The organism is Paenibacillus sp. FSL L8-0435 (assembly GCF_037965655.1).
In the GTDB taxonomy this organism is placed as follows: domain Bacteria; phylum Bacillota; class Bacilli; order Paenibacillales; family Paenibacillaceae; genus Paenibacillus.
The window spans coordinates 4145935-4161905 of the sequence record NZ_CP150185.1 but is presented as its reverse complement, the minus strand read 5'-3'; the positions used below and the strand labels follow the sequence as shown (position 1 = coordinate 4161905).

The window sequence follows — 15971 nt, the reverse complement described above, 5'->3', positions numbered from 1 at the left end:
AATAATAATGAACAAATATATGGCGTATGTTAAATGGCATTCTCAAATCAAGTATGCAAATGGTGAGTTTGAAGAATATGAAAATATTATAAATTTTGAATCTGAAAATGCTGAGAAAGCTAAAGAATATATTTTAGAAAAAAACTGGATAACTCCATCTGATAATGAAGCTATCACAATTCTTCATTATTATTTACAGCATAAATGAATTGAATAAATTTGCTTGGGGATTCCAGTGAGGAATCTCTTTTCTTATTCATTTACACAAAGATAATACTTTCAATTTATATAGTTAAATGGTATAATTAGATTATCAAATAAGCAATCCACTATAGGGGGTGAACATCATGATACATGAACCATTATCAACTGATACATTACTTACACTTATACCACAACTAGCATCACAGAGACATATCATATTATCATCACATGCTGAACAACGACTATCTCAACCAGATAGAAATTTTACTATTGAACGTTTACTGTTCATCCTTAAGCATCCAAAGACTATAACACATGAATGGGATGAAGGTAGGCAAGCATATAAATATAAGGTTCAAGGGTTCAATAAGCGTCATGCCATTGTCAGTCTTATCATAAGCAATACATATATCAAGGTAGTCACGGTGTTCTAACTGTGGCTACTGGTTTCAACCACATGAACAATCCAAATTACAATTACATATGAATGGGGTATAATACGTATGATTACATTTGGCAATGTAGTAGCCAATACAATTAATGAGGAGGAGTTACATATGAATAGCTTTGATAACTTATACAACAAAGATAAGCAACTTAAACAAACTATCATAGACGATGTCATTACACCTAACAATACTGAAGCATACAATAATGCTGTAGGATATACGGTTGATGATTTATTGGGTGTAATGGAAGCATATAAACATGGATCTATTTCAAATGAGGATTTAGCACAGGAGCAAATTAGAATATTTCTAGAAGAGTACACTGTTAAGTTGTTAAGCATAGTCAAAGGGGAATAGTCTTTTCCCTTGTCATTTAACACAATAATAATATATTAAATATTTATTAAAGGATATACACTTCCACTCTGTTATAGAGTTTTACATACATGATTCATATCACTTATTACGGAAGGGAGGACTAAAGCTATTGCTCGCAAAAAGAGACTCACAGTAACAGACATCATAGGCAAAGAAGTTGAACAATGGCAGCAAGGTGAGATTATCACGATTGAAGCTGGTACAGGTGTAGGTAAGTCATACTTCATCAAAAACACTCTTTATGAGAAGGCTAAACGTGAAGGAACCAAGATATTATTCTTACTTAACCGAACACGACTAAGTGAACAATTTCAACGAGAGATTGAACAAGATAATAAAGGAGATACGATTGATATCTTTCTTTATCAAACTATTGAGAGTGCTTTACGCAAGAAGAGTAGGGTATTCAGTAACAAGTATCAATATATTGTATCTGATGAGTTTCATTATTTCTTAACGGAGTCAAAGTTTAATTTTAATACTGAAGACTCGTTCAATATGATTTTGGCTGATACCAACAAAACAAAAATCTTTATGTCAGCTACAGCAGATTCTTCTATTGAATACTTCAAACATAAGGGTATCCAATACAGAAGTTACAATGTTCCTCACGATTATAGTCATATTAAAGAATTGATTTTCTATAGAAACGATAAGGTGTTAGAAAAGTTTCTACATACGATTCCTAAGAATCAGAAGGTGATATGTTTTACTAAGTCAGCAACTAGAGCAGCAGATTTACATTTGCTGTTTAAGGATTCGCTCTTTGTTTGTGCTGAGAAAACAGTATCTGGCGTAGGGAAGAAAATAGACAAAGAAAAAATCAGTCACATGCTTGTTAATGAAATGTTTGAAGAGAAATTCTTATTTACTACATCCACACTGGATAATGGTATTAACCTCAAAGACAGACAGATCAAATATGTTATTGCTGATATTGAAGATGTGGATACTCTAATCCAATGTTTAGGCAGAAAGCGTATTATAGATGGTCGAGATAAGGTTACTATCATAATCAAAGACATGTCTAACAAGATGATGAATAAGAAAATGGTTCAATGTGAACGTACGATTGTTCCAGCAAAATATTTACTTGAAACCGGATCTGCTGAGTATATTAAAAAATATCGCAGAAGCAATAATCCTCTTATCTACGACAAAGCAGCAAAAAACGTGGTTGGATATGAGAAGGTAGTAAATGAAATAAGATACTTTAAAGAATGCTATGATCAAAATTTATACAATAACTTACTTAACAAAGAGGAAGGATACATCAACTATATGAAAGATAAGCTAGGCCAAGTGAATCACAGTGTGTTGGATGATACAGTCAATAAAGCTACAATATCAGATTATCTGGATTGTATTGTAGGAAAGCGCTTATACAAGGATGATCAGGCTGAATTAATCAAAAGAATTGATTTAAGAGATGGACGTGGCAGATTACAGAAGGATTGTGATCAGTTAAACATGTACTTCTTGAAGAATGATTTACCTTATAGTTTAAATAATAATGACAGAACGAACAAAGACAGAAGACGAAAATTGGAGGACGGTCAAATCAACCCAAATTACAACAAGAGATGCTGGATTTTGGCTAAATATCAGGCTTTTGACGTGTAGCTTGCGTCCAAATCGTGGAATAATCCTTTATATAAGGGTTTTTAATAGGTAATAACATGCTTGAAACCGTTGATACATAAGGGTTTTTGAATTTTTTTGCGTCCAAAACGTGGAAAATGAAAGTACATAATTGATTATTTTTGATGTAGTAAAACTTTAAAAATCGTTGATACATAAGGAAAATGGAATTAATCATATTGAATCTCATCTTACACTTAATAATAGGTGGCGAGATCCATTCCGTTTCACTCCATGGCTGTCGCTTCACCTTCATCCACAACAAAAACCGTTGTGTATGTCATTTGGTTTATTAACTCCCTTTAACTCAATTCTAATCTACAACTCATTTAGGTCACCCATAAAAAAGGTGGCTTATTTGCGTTAAAACACTAAGATAATACTGTACATTATAACATATATCATGTATAATTAGATTTATCAGGTAAGGGAAAACAAACGAGACGGAGGAATTAAAATGAAAGAAAAATTGATGGCGATTATATTGGTAACGGCACTAGTAATGTTCTTTGGAGGATTTATGATGATAGGTTACGGTATGACTAGTGATCTGAGTTACACCGAATCAATGCAAACTTTGATGGGCTATGGGGCTATCATCATGTTGGCGGGAGTTATTTGTTTCGTTGGAACTATAATCTGTGACAATGTTCAAACAACATAGATAATGACAGGAGTTGAAACCAAATGAGTCAGACTAAACTGGCAATTATGAAGTCACAATGGGCACGTAAGCAAGCATTGAAGAGTAAAACAATCGTAGGAGCATTGATCCTTCGTTAATATAAAATAACACAAAAATAATAAATTATAAGGTGGTAATTATAATGTCAATCTCATCTATCTCTTTGAAGTCTCACATTCAAACCTTGAATGCTGGAACAATTGATTTCTCTAATGTTGATATGAACCTTCGTGCTGATCTTGTTAGGTTTAATGGGTATTCAATTGAAGAAGCTTCCAAGTTAACTACTGATGAGGTTGACGCTGCCATCTATCAAGTTGATAAATCCGAGTATGAGTATTCTTTTGAAACAAAATGCAAGTGTGAAGAATGCAAATCTAATCTGTTTGAGGTTGACTACACAGATTGGAACGATAATTATACTTTGCTCTGCAAGTCCTGTAATTCAACATTAAGTCTTCATTACACTTCATATGATGCATGGAGAGAGGGTATTGAACAGGAAGAGAAATTCGAAAAAGAAGCATTGCCTCTTGTTAAACTCTTATGTAAACATTGCGCGCTTTATATGGGCATTACTGCCGAACTTAAGAAGAGTATCCTCAACAATGGCATACTCATTCAGAAATTTGATAATTACGGTGAATCTCAAGAGTATTACCAAATGGATGGACGCTTCTATCTTGTTGGATGCGATACTGGGGAATTCAAACCATCCAATAATAAAGCGTATGAATTGTTCATCGATGAAGTATCGAAAATTTAATAAACCAAGAGTCCATGAAAGTGGCCTTTTACATAGATAATGAACCAATAACAAAGGAGGAAATTACATGCTAAGAATCTATTACATACATCCAGTACATAAAGCTAATCCATACGCATCGTTTAAGCAACCAGAGCAAAGAGTAAATTCACAGAATCAGACTAAACGTTCGTCAGCAGGGTTATCCTTCAGTCAACACCTTGAACTGATTAATTCATTTAATAAATAGACTAAAATAATATAGGAATGGATGTGTGTTGAATTGAAAAAGTTTACTGTAATGTTGATGGTGTTTGTATTGTCGTTGATGATGTCCGGTGTGAGTATGGCAAAAGGGATCAACCAAGAGGTTAAGCAAGCGACTATGAAGGTCGATAAGGTGTACTACATGAAAGGTAGCGGTTACTATGTGGCACACACTGCTAAGGATCAGGATGGGCGTTTCTGGGTGTTACAGGTGACCGCTATTGCTACAACTAAAGAGGACAAGTCATTTACCAATGTATTGCGTAAGCAGTATCAAGGCAAGCAGGCTATCGTTACTTATGTTGAACCATTAAATGATGATGAAGAAGTAGAGATATGGACGGTCAAAGTTAAATAATTATTACTCAGGGATTCCACTTAGGAATCTCTTTTAGTATACAAAGATAATACTAGAAAACATTGTATATAGGTGTTATAATTACATTATCAAGTTAACAAATAAGGAGACGATACATATGTTTAAATTATTCAAAGGAATCAAAGAAGCTAAAGTACAGAAAGAAGCGGCTCGAATCGAGGCAATCAATGTTCGACTCGCGGAAGAACGTGCTAATCATGAACGCCTCTGTGCAGAGTTCGCAGCAAAAGAAACTGCTCGACTAGATGCAATGCGCAAGGAAAGTAGCGAAAAGTGGAAGCAGCGCTTCCGTGAAGAGTGTGAACTTCAAGGCAAACAAGTACCGGCCTACATGAAGTGATATAATGATCCTTACAGGAGGGATTTACTTGGAAAAGACTAAGTTCGATGGTCTATATGAATACATGGGTTACGTTATTTACAATGGTGGATCTAAGCACGAATGGGACGTGGAACCCATCCATTGGAATATAAAGGCTGTGGAGCGATTTAAAAGTCAGTCGGAAAGCCACAAAACACTTGCTAAAGCCAAGAAGTGGATTAAAGAAAATGCGGATCTAATCAAAGAGAGAGACTACTTATAAGTTAATTATGAGTAGTTATAAACACAAAAATAATACTAGACAATAATAAGAAAAGAGGCTATAATTACATTAACAAGTTGAAGATAATACATAAACAACGCATTGGAACGAGAAACATTGTACTGGAATTTTAATAATATACTCATCTGATCAAGAAAGGGAGGATGAACATGTTAGGGAGAAAAGTATTTTATTATGCAGGAACACAGCGAATTAATTCTGTTATCTCAGGGATTGAAGATGGTCATTATAAACTGTCAAACGGGCTCTACTTTCATGGAGTAACAAAAGAGCATTCAGATTATGAGGTTGTACTAACAGATTCCGAAGGAAAGCCGTCTAAATTGAATTTTGCATAAATGAGTGATTTTATCAAATAACCAATGGAAGGGGTGCTTAAAATGGATTGGAACTATGAAAGAGCAGAAAGAATCAAACGAAGAGCACAGGAGGAAAAAGAAGAAGCCAAATGTAATAAGTTTTCAGAAGTTAAATTAGAGGGCACAAATAATACCAAAACAGGATTCACAAAACAAGGGAAGAAAGTTGTATTCGAATCTTGTTTTGGTATGACTGACCAATCTAAATATGGAGCAGGAACATTAAGTGTCCTTGAAGATGGCGGTCAATGGAAAGTTGTTTTTACAAAGGGTTATCCGTCTAAAGCGTTGGCTTGGATGATGAAAAACTAGGTAAAATTCTTGTTTTAAAAAGAAAACTATAATACACATAGGAGTGATTATAATGTTTACACCTGATGAAGTAGTAGAATATAACAACGTTCTGTATGTGGTTGACTGTGATACTGACGAATATGTTTATCTGTTTAATGAAAATGACACTCAAAGGGTAAACGTTTGGGGTCGCCAAGATATCAAGAACCGGGGCGATGTAAATGTGAAGTTTGAAATCTTTAGGTATCACAGGGTTCCGGTATTTGAGGTTTAATCAATCACAAGAGGATGTGAGTACATGAAAAAGGTATTGGAATACACAAACGCAACTTATCATTACGATTCGAGAGAAGAAAGAGACGATCATGTTACACAGATGGAGTCTGAAGGATGGGAATGCAGTGGGCAAATTAAAGAAACAGTATCGCTACATACTGGAGAATATGTATACTGTGGAAAATTCGTAAAATACGCATCCATTTAAAAATCAAAATAAGAATTGGAGATGTTTAAAATGAAAAGAACTGTAGAACAAGAAATCGAATATTATGGAGCCGAACAAATAGGAGAAAATATTTATGTTGGAGTCAAAAATATTGTTACTGGATTCAGGGTAATTACAAAGGAAAAGGCTGGATATACCTCTATCATAGTTCAGCATAGTGTAATCGATGCAATTGATAAATTTCGACTCAATGCAATGTAAGGGTTGTAATAGTAAATAACAATGGAAATAAAATAATACATACACTTAAGGAGTGGAGCACATGAAATATACATTCGAAAACTGGATTCAAACGGAGCATTGGGAAGGGGCACTAATTACCTCTCCGACAGGATTAGAGTACTTAACGAATGGAGTTTCAAAATGGGAGCCAAATGCAAACAGAAAGTATAGAGTTGTTGACAACATTAGCAATAAAGTTGACTTCAAGAGTCGATGGAATATGTATTCGCCATATGATCATATTGAGGGAGTGAAATAGCTTATGAAAGATGAATTAGTCATTACATTGAAATCAACCAATAGCGCTACAGATATTATAGACTTTGTAGCAGCAGTAAATAAAACGAACAACTTGTCGGCGCTGGTGTTGCCAAGATCGGAAAATAGTAATCAAATTCAAATTGAGATTTAAAAGATCAATTCTTAAACGGAGTAAAACTGTGGAGTGAAGTGTATGAATATACAATATCAAAAATAAAACACCCGCAATTGATGATATATTTACTTGCAATAATGAATATTTATAAATTGAAGGCGATTGAAGAATGGAAACTTATTAAAGACTAGGGGGGAATTAAAATGGGAAGTAAAGCAATTTTAAAGAACAGGACATATAACTTAGAATTAATGATTACTGAAAAGCGAAGAGTGGAGGATATTTTAGCCTACGCAAATTTTATCAGAAAGAAAATGTTCGAGAATCAAATTTTTGATACTGAATCCATTGATAAAGTGATTAGTGAAGTATCACTAGATAATTGCAACATAGAGAGAATAGGAGTAGCACTAGACGAATTAGATAAACTATTTGATACAGCATAAAACCAAATAAAATGCTTATTTCGTTCAAATAACACAAAGATAATACTTGTCTATATTTATATTTATTGTTATTATGAATATAACAAATAAAACAAAGAGGGGAACGATTAAGATGAGTGAGGTAACTACAGTAATGAGCGCGCATGATTCATACGGTGAGGCAAGTGGTGAGGCTCACAGGTTAAGTGGCTACTTTATGATTCCAAATGTTAAATACTCAATACGTGAAAATTCAAGCGGAAAATATGAAGTAGTTAAAATTGAATCAAAATAGAAAGGATGGCTCTAACATGGGATATAACATCAAGCAGGTTGGGAACAAAGTTGGGGAAACAGGTGAGGTGGTTAAACTAAGCAATGAGTTTACAAAAATCAACATAGAGACAAGTGATACCCAAACTTTTGCAATCTTGGTGGCAATGACAGGTGAGAGTCACAGAAATAGGGTTAGACATCGTTTAATAGTTCCAAATGTAAAGACACATTTAGAGGCAATCGAGAAAGCAAAGGGAAATTTTAAATTAAAGGGTGAATGGGTTACTCAAATCGGAGTTACGCTTTTTCAAACCAACACTGATATTGAACTTCCTTCTGACTGGGAAGACTGCGAACAACAATTCCACAAAGGTTAATTACATATCTGATTTTAGAATAGAAAGGATGAATTGATTATGTCAAAGTGGATTGAGTTGAGTGAAAATGTTGCAGTAGAAGTTAACGAAAGAGATGATAATCTTTTTAACGTTGCAGTTGTAACACAATGGTATAAATCTGATCAATGGGCTGTTGAAGAAGACTATGTAAAGTCCGCTAATGGATTATCAAGTATGCAAGTATATGGATACATTGAATATGAAGTAAAACCTGCTTACCTTTATTGAAAAAATGACTTTATGGAAGGAGTAAATTTAATTGTCTGATATAAAAATGGAGCAACTATCTTGCGAAATTCATGATCAAATACATAGGTCACATAATTTAAATATGAACTCAGCAATTAATTATGGAGTTGCAATGGTACTAGTGTCTGTTTTTGACTGGTGTGATGAGTGTGAAAATTTCAAGATCCGTCCAAGTCCTAGAGATATAAAGAAAGCAATGTACAACTGGATACATAGTGAAGATGAAGTCAAAGAGATGTTTTTTAAAATGTATAGCAGCAAATAGTTCTCGCCTAAATATATTTGAAAGGAGGTGAGGGTTTTTGGATTGGAAACTATTTAATGAAAATGATGAATTCTTACAAGAAGTGAATTGTCAATACGATAGCTTAGATTTAGCAAGTATGGAGCATGATGCAGAACGAGTTGAAGTAGATTTTAAGAATAAAAAAGCAAGAATTATTAAAAGAATAGAGGAGTGATTAATATAGTTGATTTCGAAAGACTGGTTTCAATCTCAGTTGAAGATTTACGAAGCATGTACTTAGACACACAAGACACAAGAGACTGGGCCGTGGCATGGTCTGGAGGAAAAGACTCAACCTGTGTTTTAAGTATGGTAACAAAAATGCTTGAACAGCTAGAGCCAGAACAAAGAAATAGGATGATTCACGCTGTTATGTCTGATACAGTTGTGGAAAATCCAAATCTGGAAACATATATGCATAGTCAAGTAGAGCAATTAGAAAAATACATAGCAAAAAAGGATTTACCAATAACAGTCTCACTAGTAACAAGAGAACTGGAGCAATCTTACTTTTATTTAATTTTGGGTAGAGGATATTTCTTACCACAGAACAATGGTGCGGGTAGATGGTGTACAGATCGTCTTAAGCTTCAGCCACAGAATAAAAAACTAAAAGAGATTAATCCTTCATACATTTTGATTGGCACAAGGTCGAGCGAAAGCGAAAAACGCAGACAGTCAATCGAGAAATGGACAGGAAAAAATGATTTGAGTTACAAGATTGGTGATCACGCCAATCTCACTCAAAGTAAAACGTTTATGCCCATTGTAGATTTCACTATTGAAGATGTGTGGAATTACTTAGCAAAAGAGCGTCTACCGTGGGGTTCTTCTCATGCCGTAAGAACACTTTACAGGGAAGCTACGGGTGAGTGTGGCTTCACAAATCCTAAAGCTACAGAGAAGAAGGCATCTAAGTCTGAGAGTTGTGGAGCTAGATTTGGATGTTGGACGTGTCCAGTCGTTCTTAATGATCGCTCAACAGAAGTGATGTCAGATACTCATCCATGGATGAAACCTCTGTCTGAGTGGCGTATGTTGCAGCTTAAAGTGTTTGGGGACTACATACCAGTTAAACCACTGGGACAGAAGAGGAAAGACCGTTCAGAGGTTTTGAAACAATGGAGAGAAATAAACAAAGAGATTAAGAAAGTAAGCAAATCTGGACATAAGCGTAACGGTAACCCAATGGTTGATAAAACTACAGGAGAAATTCGTGTAGATCAAGGAACGGTTACTGTTGAAGCAAGAGAGTATTTGTTCGAAGAATTAATTAAAACAGAAAATGAAGTGAATAAAATTAGAGATAAGATGGGCTTGTTCCCTTTGAAGCTAATTAGTGATGCAGAAATACATATGATTAAAAAAATGTGGGAAACAGATCGAAGAGATTATCCACATCTAGTAACGAATGTGAATGGATTAAGTATTGAACAGATGAAGCTATTAATTAAAAAAGGAGATTCAATTATTTGATAAATGAAAATGTAAGACATATATGCGGAATTAGTGGAGGAAAAGATTCATCAGCCTTAGCAATTCACCTGAAGAATACTCGACCAGAAATTTTCGAAAAAATTGAGCTTTATTTTACTGATACTGGATCTGAGCTACCAGAGATCTATGAATACCTTGGTAAAATGGAACGCTATCTAGGAAAAAAGATATTAAGGATAAAAGCCGACCCCAAAACTACTGACAAGTACAAGATTGTAACAGGAGAAGATCAATCTAATCCGTTTGATGAGTTATTGGTTAAGTATAAAGGGTTCCTTCCTGCACCAAATGCAAGATGGTGTACTAGGGAGTTGAAAATTAAAACTATGGAAGAATGGATAGGATCTGACCATTGTTTCAGCTATGTAGGAATACGAGCAGATGAGCCTCAAAGAGAGGGGTATACAGCTAAGGGTAAGAATAAAAAAATCACTGCGTTCTTTCCTTTTCGAGAAGATGCATTAGCATTACAGGATATTTATGATATTCTAAATAGTTCAGGTTTAGGGTTGCCAGATTACTATAAATGGAGAACCCGTTCGGGATGTTACTTTTGTTTTTATCAGCGAAGAGTGGAATGGGCTATTCTTTCAAAACTTTACCCCGACTGGTTTGACGAGGCTAAGAAATACGAAACCGAACACGCTGATAAACGAATGTATACATGGATTAAAGATAAACCACTGGACTACATAAAAGAGAATGCAGTTGATATCATTTCTAGATATATAAAGAAGCAATTTAAGAAAGTGAATATGTGTGACATGGTACATAATCAAGATGTTGCGCTGCAAATGATTGCAGAGGGAAGATATAAAGAATACATAGACAGTTGGGACTTAAAAAAACTACACGATGCTGATGGAGAAAATAAAGAAGGATGTACGATTTGTGCAATCTAAAGATTAATTACTAGCCTAATAGACTTTGTAGTATAATATTATCAAAGATTTCCCCAATACTATAAGGTCTATTAGGTGATTTCATGAACAGAGAAGAACTGATAAACAAAATCAATAAAATTACTATATGGAAGAATAGTGGACACCGCTCACCACACAAACCGTTATTGATATTGTTGGCATTAGGCTTATTGCAATCTAGTGATGTTGAGAACATATCATACATAGAAGTGAAGGATAAATTACGATTGCTATTAGGTGAGTTTGGACCACATAGAAGCACTATTCACCCTGAATACCCTTTTGTACGTTTAAAGAATGACGGTATATGGGATCTGAATAAACCAGTCGACAACAATGCGACCAGTGCTCAACTTGTGCGTAACGAGGTGTCTGGTGGATTTACTAGTGAAGTTATTTTATTGTTAAAGGAACAACCATCCCTAATCTCAGAATTAGCATCTATATTATTGGAAACACATTTTCCTAACTCAATCCATAATGAAGTATTGAATGAAGTCGGATTAAGCATCAATAAAGGAAATAAACGAAATCCAAATTTCCGAGGCATGGTTCTCAGAGCTTATGGATATAATTGTGCTGTTTGCGGATACAATTTAAGGATGGGACATAATTTGGTCGGATTAGAAGCTGCTCATATTAAGTGGGTTCAGGCTGGAGGCCCCAATGTAGAATCAAATGGAATAGCTTTATGTTCTATCCATCACAAATTATTTGATCGAGGAGCATATACAATCTCAAAGGATAACGATATTTTAGTCTCAGAGGACGTACATGGTTCAAGAGGGTTGACTGAGTGGTTACTTAAATACCACAGAAGAAAAATGAAAAGTCCAATAAGTATTGAGTACAGACCTTTAAATGGTTATTTGAATTGGCATCACGAAGAAGTTTTTAAAGGAAAAATCAGAAGTTTTTGAGATAGAGCATTGCTGATGAAACCAGTCTTTCACATAGAAATAACCCGCCATAGGTTGGAGGCCTAGCGGGTTATTTCTTAACCTTACGAAACACACTTGGCGAAGCGACCTGCCACAGGTTGCCCGCCGAAGGTTGGGTCACTTCTCTTTAAATAAGCACCACTCAGAGGCAATCCCACCACATAAACTGTGCAGGAACAGCCATTAGCGTGGACACACAAAGATTTTAACAAATATTGAAAGAAATTTAAAGTAGTGAATACTAAAACCCCAATGAAACAAGACTTTCATCATCATTAACACTAAAATAATACTTGATTATGTATATTTATTGTTGTATAATTATATTCAGATAGAGATGATAATACATAAAGAGGTGTTAGGATTGATTGCTAGAGATCTACTGAAAAGTCTCAAGGAAGATTATCTAATGAATGACAACTTAAATTGGGAAGAGAGAATGATCCTGAAGAGTAAAATCAAAACAATTGAAGACAGATTGGGTATTCCATTGAACTTTAGGTTCATGAGATAATAAAATCATGGGGGCGATAGCGATGGATATTAAGAACGGTGACATAATTGGAGTTGGCCTTAATAAATACTTAGTTGTTCATAACATGGGAGAAACTTTAAGTGTTTTAGATATTTTGCGAGACACCCACAAGAAAGTAGATATTATGGATATTAAAACTATCCAAGGTCAGGTTGTTAAGGTAAATCCTTATATGTTGAAGATAGTAAAGAGTGAATCAATTGTTTATGGAGATAAATTAGCCAGTGTTGATAAGGCAATCTTAAGTTCAATTAACAGATTAATTCTCAATACCATATCTAGATAAAATTTTAATATCATTAAGAAAGGGTGCAATATATGGACGTAAAAGCATTAGAAAGTTTATGTGTAGCACTTAACGTCAAACACAATCTTAACTATGCCGAGAAGCTAACCGCTGTCATGAACAGACTAAGATATCTAAACCTGTTAGATGTTTGCTCACGCTGTTCAGGCACTGGAAGTTATTCATATAACTCAATCAATGGTACGGTGTGCTTTCAATGTAAGGGTTTTAAATTTACATTCCCTAAGACAATTAATCAAGAGTATGTTAACACTGCATCTGAATTAACCAATCGAGGCAGGCTGATTCCATATCTTGAGGAAGTCAAAAAAAGATCAACAATTAATAAAGCAAGAAAATCCATTGATAATTTGATCTGGAATAGTAATATATCACAAGAGTATGTTGCTATCATCAATCAAAAAGCAAATGTTGATTCGGAATTATATGCGTATAGACAGAAGCTAACTGATATTTCTAAACCATTTTATGATAAACAGCATGAGTATGATGTCATAGAGAGCCGATATAAATTGGGAAAAGCAAGCAAGGAAGAACTGGATGATGCGGCTAACGATCTTTATGACCTATATGTTAGCGTGAGAGATGAAATAAAAGCAGTGTGCAATAATTACGAAAAAGAGAAAAGTTTATAATTCTTTACGAAATGTTACTTTGATAAAGAATGGAGATGCATGAATGAATGATGTGGAAGTCCACGATAGAAACTCTGTGATTAACGATTGCTATGTAGACACCTATAACAGAGTACCATCTGAAGATACTATTAAGAATATTCACGAACAGTTGCCCAGTGACATCAAGCACTTAGCAGCCGAATGGGGATGGTTTGACACCGAAGTAAGTGAAAAGGTGCTGGTTTGGATTAGAAATAAAAAATCAATTTAAAGTACTTGTACATAAAGAAGAGGAGTCTGCATATTTAGGCAGCTCCTTTTTTATTTCTTTTTGATTATTGAGTATAATGAGAGGATTAAAAGAATTAGTGCGCAAGTCAAAACAAAATATACATACTCAATTAAATCTGTAAGAACATATAACAGGTAAGCTATGAGAGCCAAGCAATTACCTACAAGCCAAATTAACGTGCTCCTATTCATCTTCTTCAATCATGGACATTATCTCATTAACGTCAATATCTAATTCATTACAGATCTTCTCGACGGCTTCAAATGATATGTATACAGCTTCACCTTTGATGATATTACTTATGGTCACATGACGTAAACCAGTTCGTTTTGCAAGTTGTCTAGCAGACAAATCTTTACTTGCGAGTAGATTCCCTAAATGTACTTTTAAGCGTCGAGAAACCATTTACAATCCTCCTTACAAATTCAGTTGACAACAGACAGTAACTGGGTTAAATTTAGAACTGTGTTACTATTCGAGTAACAAAAAGAAGACATAACAAAAGCACCCTCATTATAGAGAGTGCTTAACTAGCAGTTGATTAAACTGGACTGTTAAGTATTATGAAGCACAAAAGTTAAATGACCTCCAAGGCAGCAAAGTAAAACATACATAAGGAGATTCATCTATGACAATAGAATCATTGTTCGATATTTTAGAGATCAGCGAAAAAGCTACAATATTAAAATCAAACATACGGACAATTCTGAAGACTCATGAAGAGACTGATGAGTTATATTTGCGTCTAGATAATAATTATTCAGAGTTGAATATCCATAGAGTGTTGTATCAATTCAGAAAATTACATCAAAGTAATTCTATTGTAACTGATACAATATATCAAGAGTTTCAAGAAAATCCCGTAAAAACATTGAGCGATCTATTCAACGAATCTATAACAGATTCTCATGTGCAACAGATGAAGCAATACGGGGTTATTTTTAGCGATCTGTTTAATTTGTGGAGTGAGAATAAAACAATTAGATTTGGAGTGGTGTTGGGTATACTAGCGAAAGTTTAATACCCTTTTTAAAACACAAAGATAATATTGACAATGAATATAGTTAGGTGTATAATTTGATTATGAAGCAGAGGAAACAATGTACTGGAATTAGAAACACTATACTGGAAAGTTAATTACATAAAGATAATATGAAACAACGATTTTATTAAAATTGGAGGAGACATTATGCTTAATACGAACACCCAGAAAGTTCAACTCCCGTGTGAGTGCTGTAAACATCCTGAAATGAAAGAAACATATTATTCGGACATCAATGATTCTTATCTGTTTGAATGCTCAATCTGTCAGCATGAGGCGTGGCTGCATTTCACTGCTTATGACGCTCTAACTGGGGAATTCGATGACGTAAAAAGTGACTCTGTATCATCCTATACTTTTAATTACAAACACACACTAAAGCGCTCTGAATCTTTTGATCAGAGAATAGACAGGCTTTACAAAAGTCTAGTTGGATAGATGGAATCGGCAATAGATTATATGTGAAAACAGTATTTCATAAGGAAGTAGGCACGAAGATGTGAGGAGATCAAAAGCATGATTTATGTACAAAATCACATTGCAACAGTTCAAAGCATTAATTACTTAGGGGGAATGTCTTATGTCAGAAGAAATGAACATGAATGGGCCTATCTCAGAGTTTTTCCGTGAACACTATAACAGCAGTTGGACTCCAGCAGAACAAGTAGAATTTCTGATTGAACTCTTTTCTAACCTTTCATTGCATGTGCGGCCTGTCTTTCCATCTGACGAAAAAATGGTTCTTGTCACTACTCAAATGATGGAAGAGGCTCTGAAACGCCGTAAAATTAAGGTTGATTTTGGTGAAGTAGATGAAGCTAAAGATTAAATAAGGTTTCAATCAAAGCAGGATTTTAAATAGATAGGGGTAGTTACAATGAACAGTAAATACACAATGAGTAACGGAAAGGTCATTGAGGTAGGCAAACAGAACTTTGCTGATGGTAGTGTAACAGTAAGAGATGGTGACAAGAAAGTTAAATGTAGATTGTGGCAAGATGACGGTGAAATTAACTTTATGTATGAAGGTGAAGAAGTGTATTTTAAAGACCTTAAGTCATGATGAAACAGTTA

General features: G+C 34.6%; 29 protein-coding genes. 28 read left to right on the top strand and 1 reads right to left on the bottom strand.

The window, feature by feature from the left end; genetic code table 11:
- Positions 1-7 precede the first annotated feature (7 nt).
- The 25 genes from NST33_RS18465 to NST33_RS18345 all read left to right on the top strand — a co-directional run bounded on the left by NST33_RS18465 (position 8) and on the right by NST33_RS18345 (position 13834).
- On the top strand, positions 8-208 hold the full coding sequence (locus NST33_RS18465; protein WP_339304538.1) for a hypothetical protein: 201 nt from the start codon (positions 8-10) through the stop codon (positions 206-208).
- A gap of 553 nt (positions 209-761) precedes the next feature.
- Positions 762-1010 (top strand): hypothetical protein, encoded by a 249-nt coding sequence (locus NST33_RS18460; RefSeq protein ID WP_339304536.1) that lies wholly within the window; start codon positions 762-764, stop codon positions 1008-1010.
- Positions 1011-1106: 96 nt separating this feature from the next.
- Positions 1107-2654 (top strand): DEAD/DEAH box helicase, encoded by a 1548-nt coding sequence (locus tag NST33_RS18455; protein WP_339308728.1) that lies wholly within the window; start codon positions 1107-1109, stop codon positions 2652-2654.
- Positions 2655-3129: 475 nt separating this feature from the next.
- Positions 3130-3336, top strand: a complete 207-nt coding sequence (locus NST33_RS18450; protein WP_339304534.1) for a hypothetical protein — start codon at positions 3130-3132, stop codon at positions 3334-3336.
- A 163-nt stretch (positions 3337-3499) separates the two neighbouring features.
- Entirely contained in the window at positions 3500-4123 is a 624-nt protein-coding gene (locus NST33_RS18445; protein WP_339304533.1) for a hypothetical protein, read from the top strand.
- 262 nt (positions 4124-4385) lie between these two features.
- Complete coding sequence (locus tag NST33_RS18440) at positions 4386-4727, top strand: hypothetical protein (RefSeq protein WP_339304531.1); 342 nt, start codon at positions 4386-4388, stop codon at positions 4725-4727.
- Positions 4728-4845: 118 nt separating this feature from the next.
- Entirely contained in the window at positions 4846-5088 is a 243-nt protein-coding gene (locus NST33_RS18435) for a hypothetical protein (protein ID WP_339304530.1), read from the top strand.
- Between the two features lie 28 nt (positions 5089-5116).
- The gene (locus NST33_RS18430) at positions 5117-5332 is read left to right on the top strand and encodes a hypothetical protein (RefSeq protein WP_339304528.1); all 216 of its coding nucleotides are present in this window, start codon (positions 5117-5119) and stop codon (positions 5330-5332) included.
- Between the two features lie 170 nt (positions 5333-5502).
- The gene (locus tag NST33_RS18425) at positions 5503-5691 is read left to right on the top strand and encodes a hypothetical protein (protein WP_339304526.1); all 189 of its coding nucleotides are present in this window, start codon (positions 5503-5505) and stop codon (positions 5689-5691) included.
- Between the two features lie 42 nt (positions 5692-5733).
- Positions 5734-6024, top strand: coding sequence for a hypothetical protein (locus NST33_RS18420; protein WP_339304524.1), 291 nt, complete (start codon positions 5734-5736; stop codon positions 6022-6024).
- A 52-nt stretch (positions 6025-6076) separates the two neighbouring features.
- Complete coding sequence (locus tag NST33_RS18415) at positions 6077-6280, top strand: hypothetical protein (RefSeq protein WP_339304522.1); 204 nt, start codon at positions 6077-6079, stop codon at positions 6278-6280.
- 240 nt (positions 6281-6520) lie between these two features.
- Positions 6521-6712, top strand: coding sequence for a hypothetical protein (locus tag NST33_RS18410; RefSeq protein ID WP_339304520.1), 192 nt, complete (start codon positions 6521-6523; stop codon positions 6710-6712).
- 283 nt (positions 6713-6995) lie between these two features.
- Positions 6996-7145: a hypothetical protein gene (locus NST33_RS18405; protein ID WP_339304518.1), complete on the top strand. Its 150-nt coding sequence runs from the start codon at positions 6996-6998 to the stop codon at positions 7143-7145.
- A gap of 167 nt (positions 7146-7312) precedes the next feature.
- On the top strand, positions 7313-7555 hold the full coding sequence (locus NST33_RS18400) for a hypothetical protein (protein WP_339304516.1): 243 nt from the start codon (positions 7313-7315) through the stop codon (positions 7553-7555).
- A 73-nt stretch (positions 7556-7628) separates the two neighbouring features.
- Positions 7629-7829, top strand: coding sequence for a hypothetical protein (locus NST33_RS18395; RefSeq protein WP_339304514.1), 201 nt, complete (start codon positions 7629-7631; stop codon positions 7827-7829).
- Positions 7830-7845: 16 nt separating this feature from the next.
- On the top strand, positions 7846-8187 hold the full coding sequence (locus NST33_RS18390) for a hypothetical protein (protein WP_339304513.1): 342 nt from the start codon (positions 7846-7848) through the stop codon (positions 8185-8187).
- Positions 8188-8226: 39 nt separating this feature from the next.
- Entirely contained in the window at positions 8227-8436 is a 210-nt protein-coding gene (locus NST33_RS18385) for a hypothetical protein (RefSeq protein WP_339304511.1), read from the top strand.
- 31 nt (positions 8437-8467) lie between these two features.
- A complete protein-coding gene (locus tag NST33_RS18380) occupies positions 8468-8722 on the top strand; it encodes a hypothetical protein (protein ID WP_339304509.1) in 255 nt (84 codons plus the stop codon).
- A 37-nt stretch (positions 8723-8759) separates the two neighbouring features.
- Positions 8760-8918, top strand: a complete 159-nt coding sequence (locus tag NST33_RS18375) for a hypothetical protein (protein WP_339304507.1) — start codon at positions 8760-8762, stop codon at positions 8916-8918.
- A 92-nt stretch (positions 8919-9010) separates the two neighbouring features.
- Positions 9011-10219 (top strand): phosphoadenosine phosphosulfate reductase family protein, encoded by a 1209-nt coding sequence (locus tag NST33_RS18370; protein ID WP_339304505.1) that lies wholly within the window; start codon positions 9011-9013, stop codon positions 10217-10219.
- Entirely contained in the window at positions 10216-11142 is a 927-nt protein-coding gene (locus NST33_RS18365) for a phosphoadenosine phosphosulfate reductase family protein (RefSeq protein ID WP_339304503.1), read from the top strand. The genes NST33_RS18370 and NST33_RS18365 overlap by 4 nt, the downstream gene beginning before the upstream one ends.
- A gap of 83 nt (positions 11143-11225) precedes the next feature.
- Positions 11226-12083 carry a phosphorothioated DNA-binding restriction endonuclease gene (locus NST33_RS18360; protein ID WP_339304501.1) on the top strand — a complete coding sequence of 286 codons (858 nt, stop codon included), beginning with the start codon at positions 11226-11228 and terminating at the stop codon, positions 12081-12083.
- A gap of 557 nt (positions 12084-12640) precedes the next feature.
- On the top strand, positions 12641-12925 hold the full coding sequence (locus NST33_RS18355) for a hypothetical protein (RefSeq protein WP_339304500.1): 285 nt from the start codon (positions 12641-12643) through the stop codon (positions 12923-12925).
- A gap of 32 nt (positions 12926-12957) precedes the next feature.
- The gene (locus tag NST33_RS18350) at positions 12958-13581 is read left to right on the top strand and encodes a hypothetical protein (protein WP_339304498.1); all 624 of its coding nucleotides are present in this window, start codon (positions 12958-12960) and stop codon (positions 13579-13581) included.
- Positions 13582-13624: 43 nt separating this feature from the next.
- Positions 13625-13834 (top strand): hypothetical protein, encoded by a 210-nt coding sequence (locus NST33_RS18345; RefSeq protein ID WP_339304496.1) that lies wholly within the window; start codon positions 13625-13627, stop codon positions 13832-13834.
- Positions 13835-14038: 204 nt separating this feature from the next.
- Here the strand turns inward: NST33_RS18345 and NST33_RS18340 are convergent, their stop codons facing one another.
- On the bottom strand, positions 14039-14260 hold the full coding sequence (locus NST33_RS18340) for a helix-turn-helix transcriptional regulator (RefSeq protein WP_336761534.1): 222 nt from the start codon (positions 14258-14260) through the stop codon (positions 14039-14041).
- A 223-nt stretch (positions 14261-14483) separates the two neighbouring features.
- Between NST33_RS18340 and NST33_RS18335 the strand changes: the two genes are divergently transcribed.
- From NST33_RS18335 to NST33_RS18325, 3 genes are all read left to right on the top strand, one after another.
- Positions 14484-14876, top strand: a complete 393-nt coding sequence (locus NST33_RS18335; RefSeq protein WP_339304494.1) for a hypothetical protein — start codon at positions 14484-14486, stop codon at positions 14874-14876.
- 601 nt (positions 14877-15477) lie between these two features.
- Positions 15478-15726 carry a hypothetical protein gene (locus NST33_RS18330; RefSeq protein ID WP_339304492.1) on the top strand — a complete coding sequence of 83 codons (249 nt, stop codon included), beginning with the start codon at positions 15478-15480 and terminating at the stop codon, positions 15724-15726.
- Positions 15727-15774: 48 nt separating this feature from the next.
- A complete protein-coding gene (locus tag NST33_RS18325; RefSeq protein ID WP_339304490.1) occupies positions 15775-15960 on the top strand; it encodes a hypothetical protein in 186 nt (61 codons plus the stop codon).
- Positions 15961-15971 lie beyond the last annotated feature (11 nt).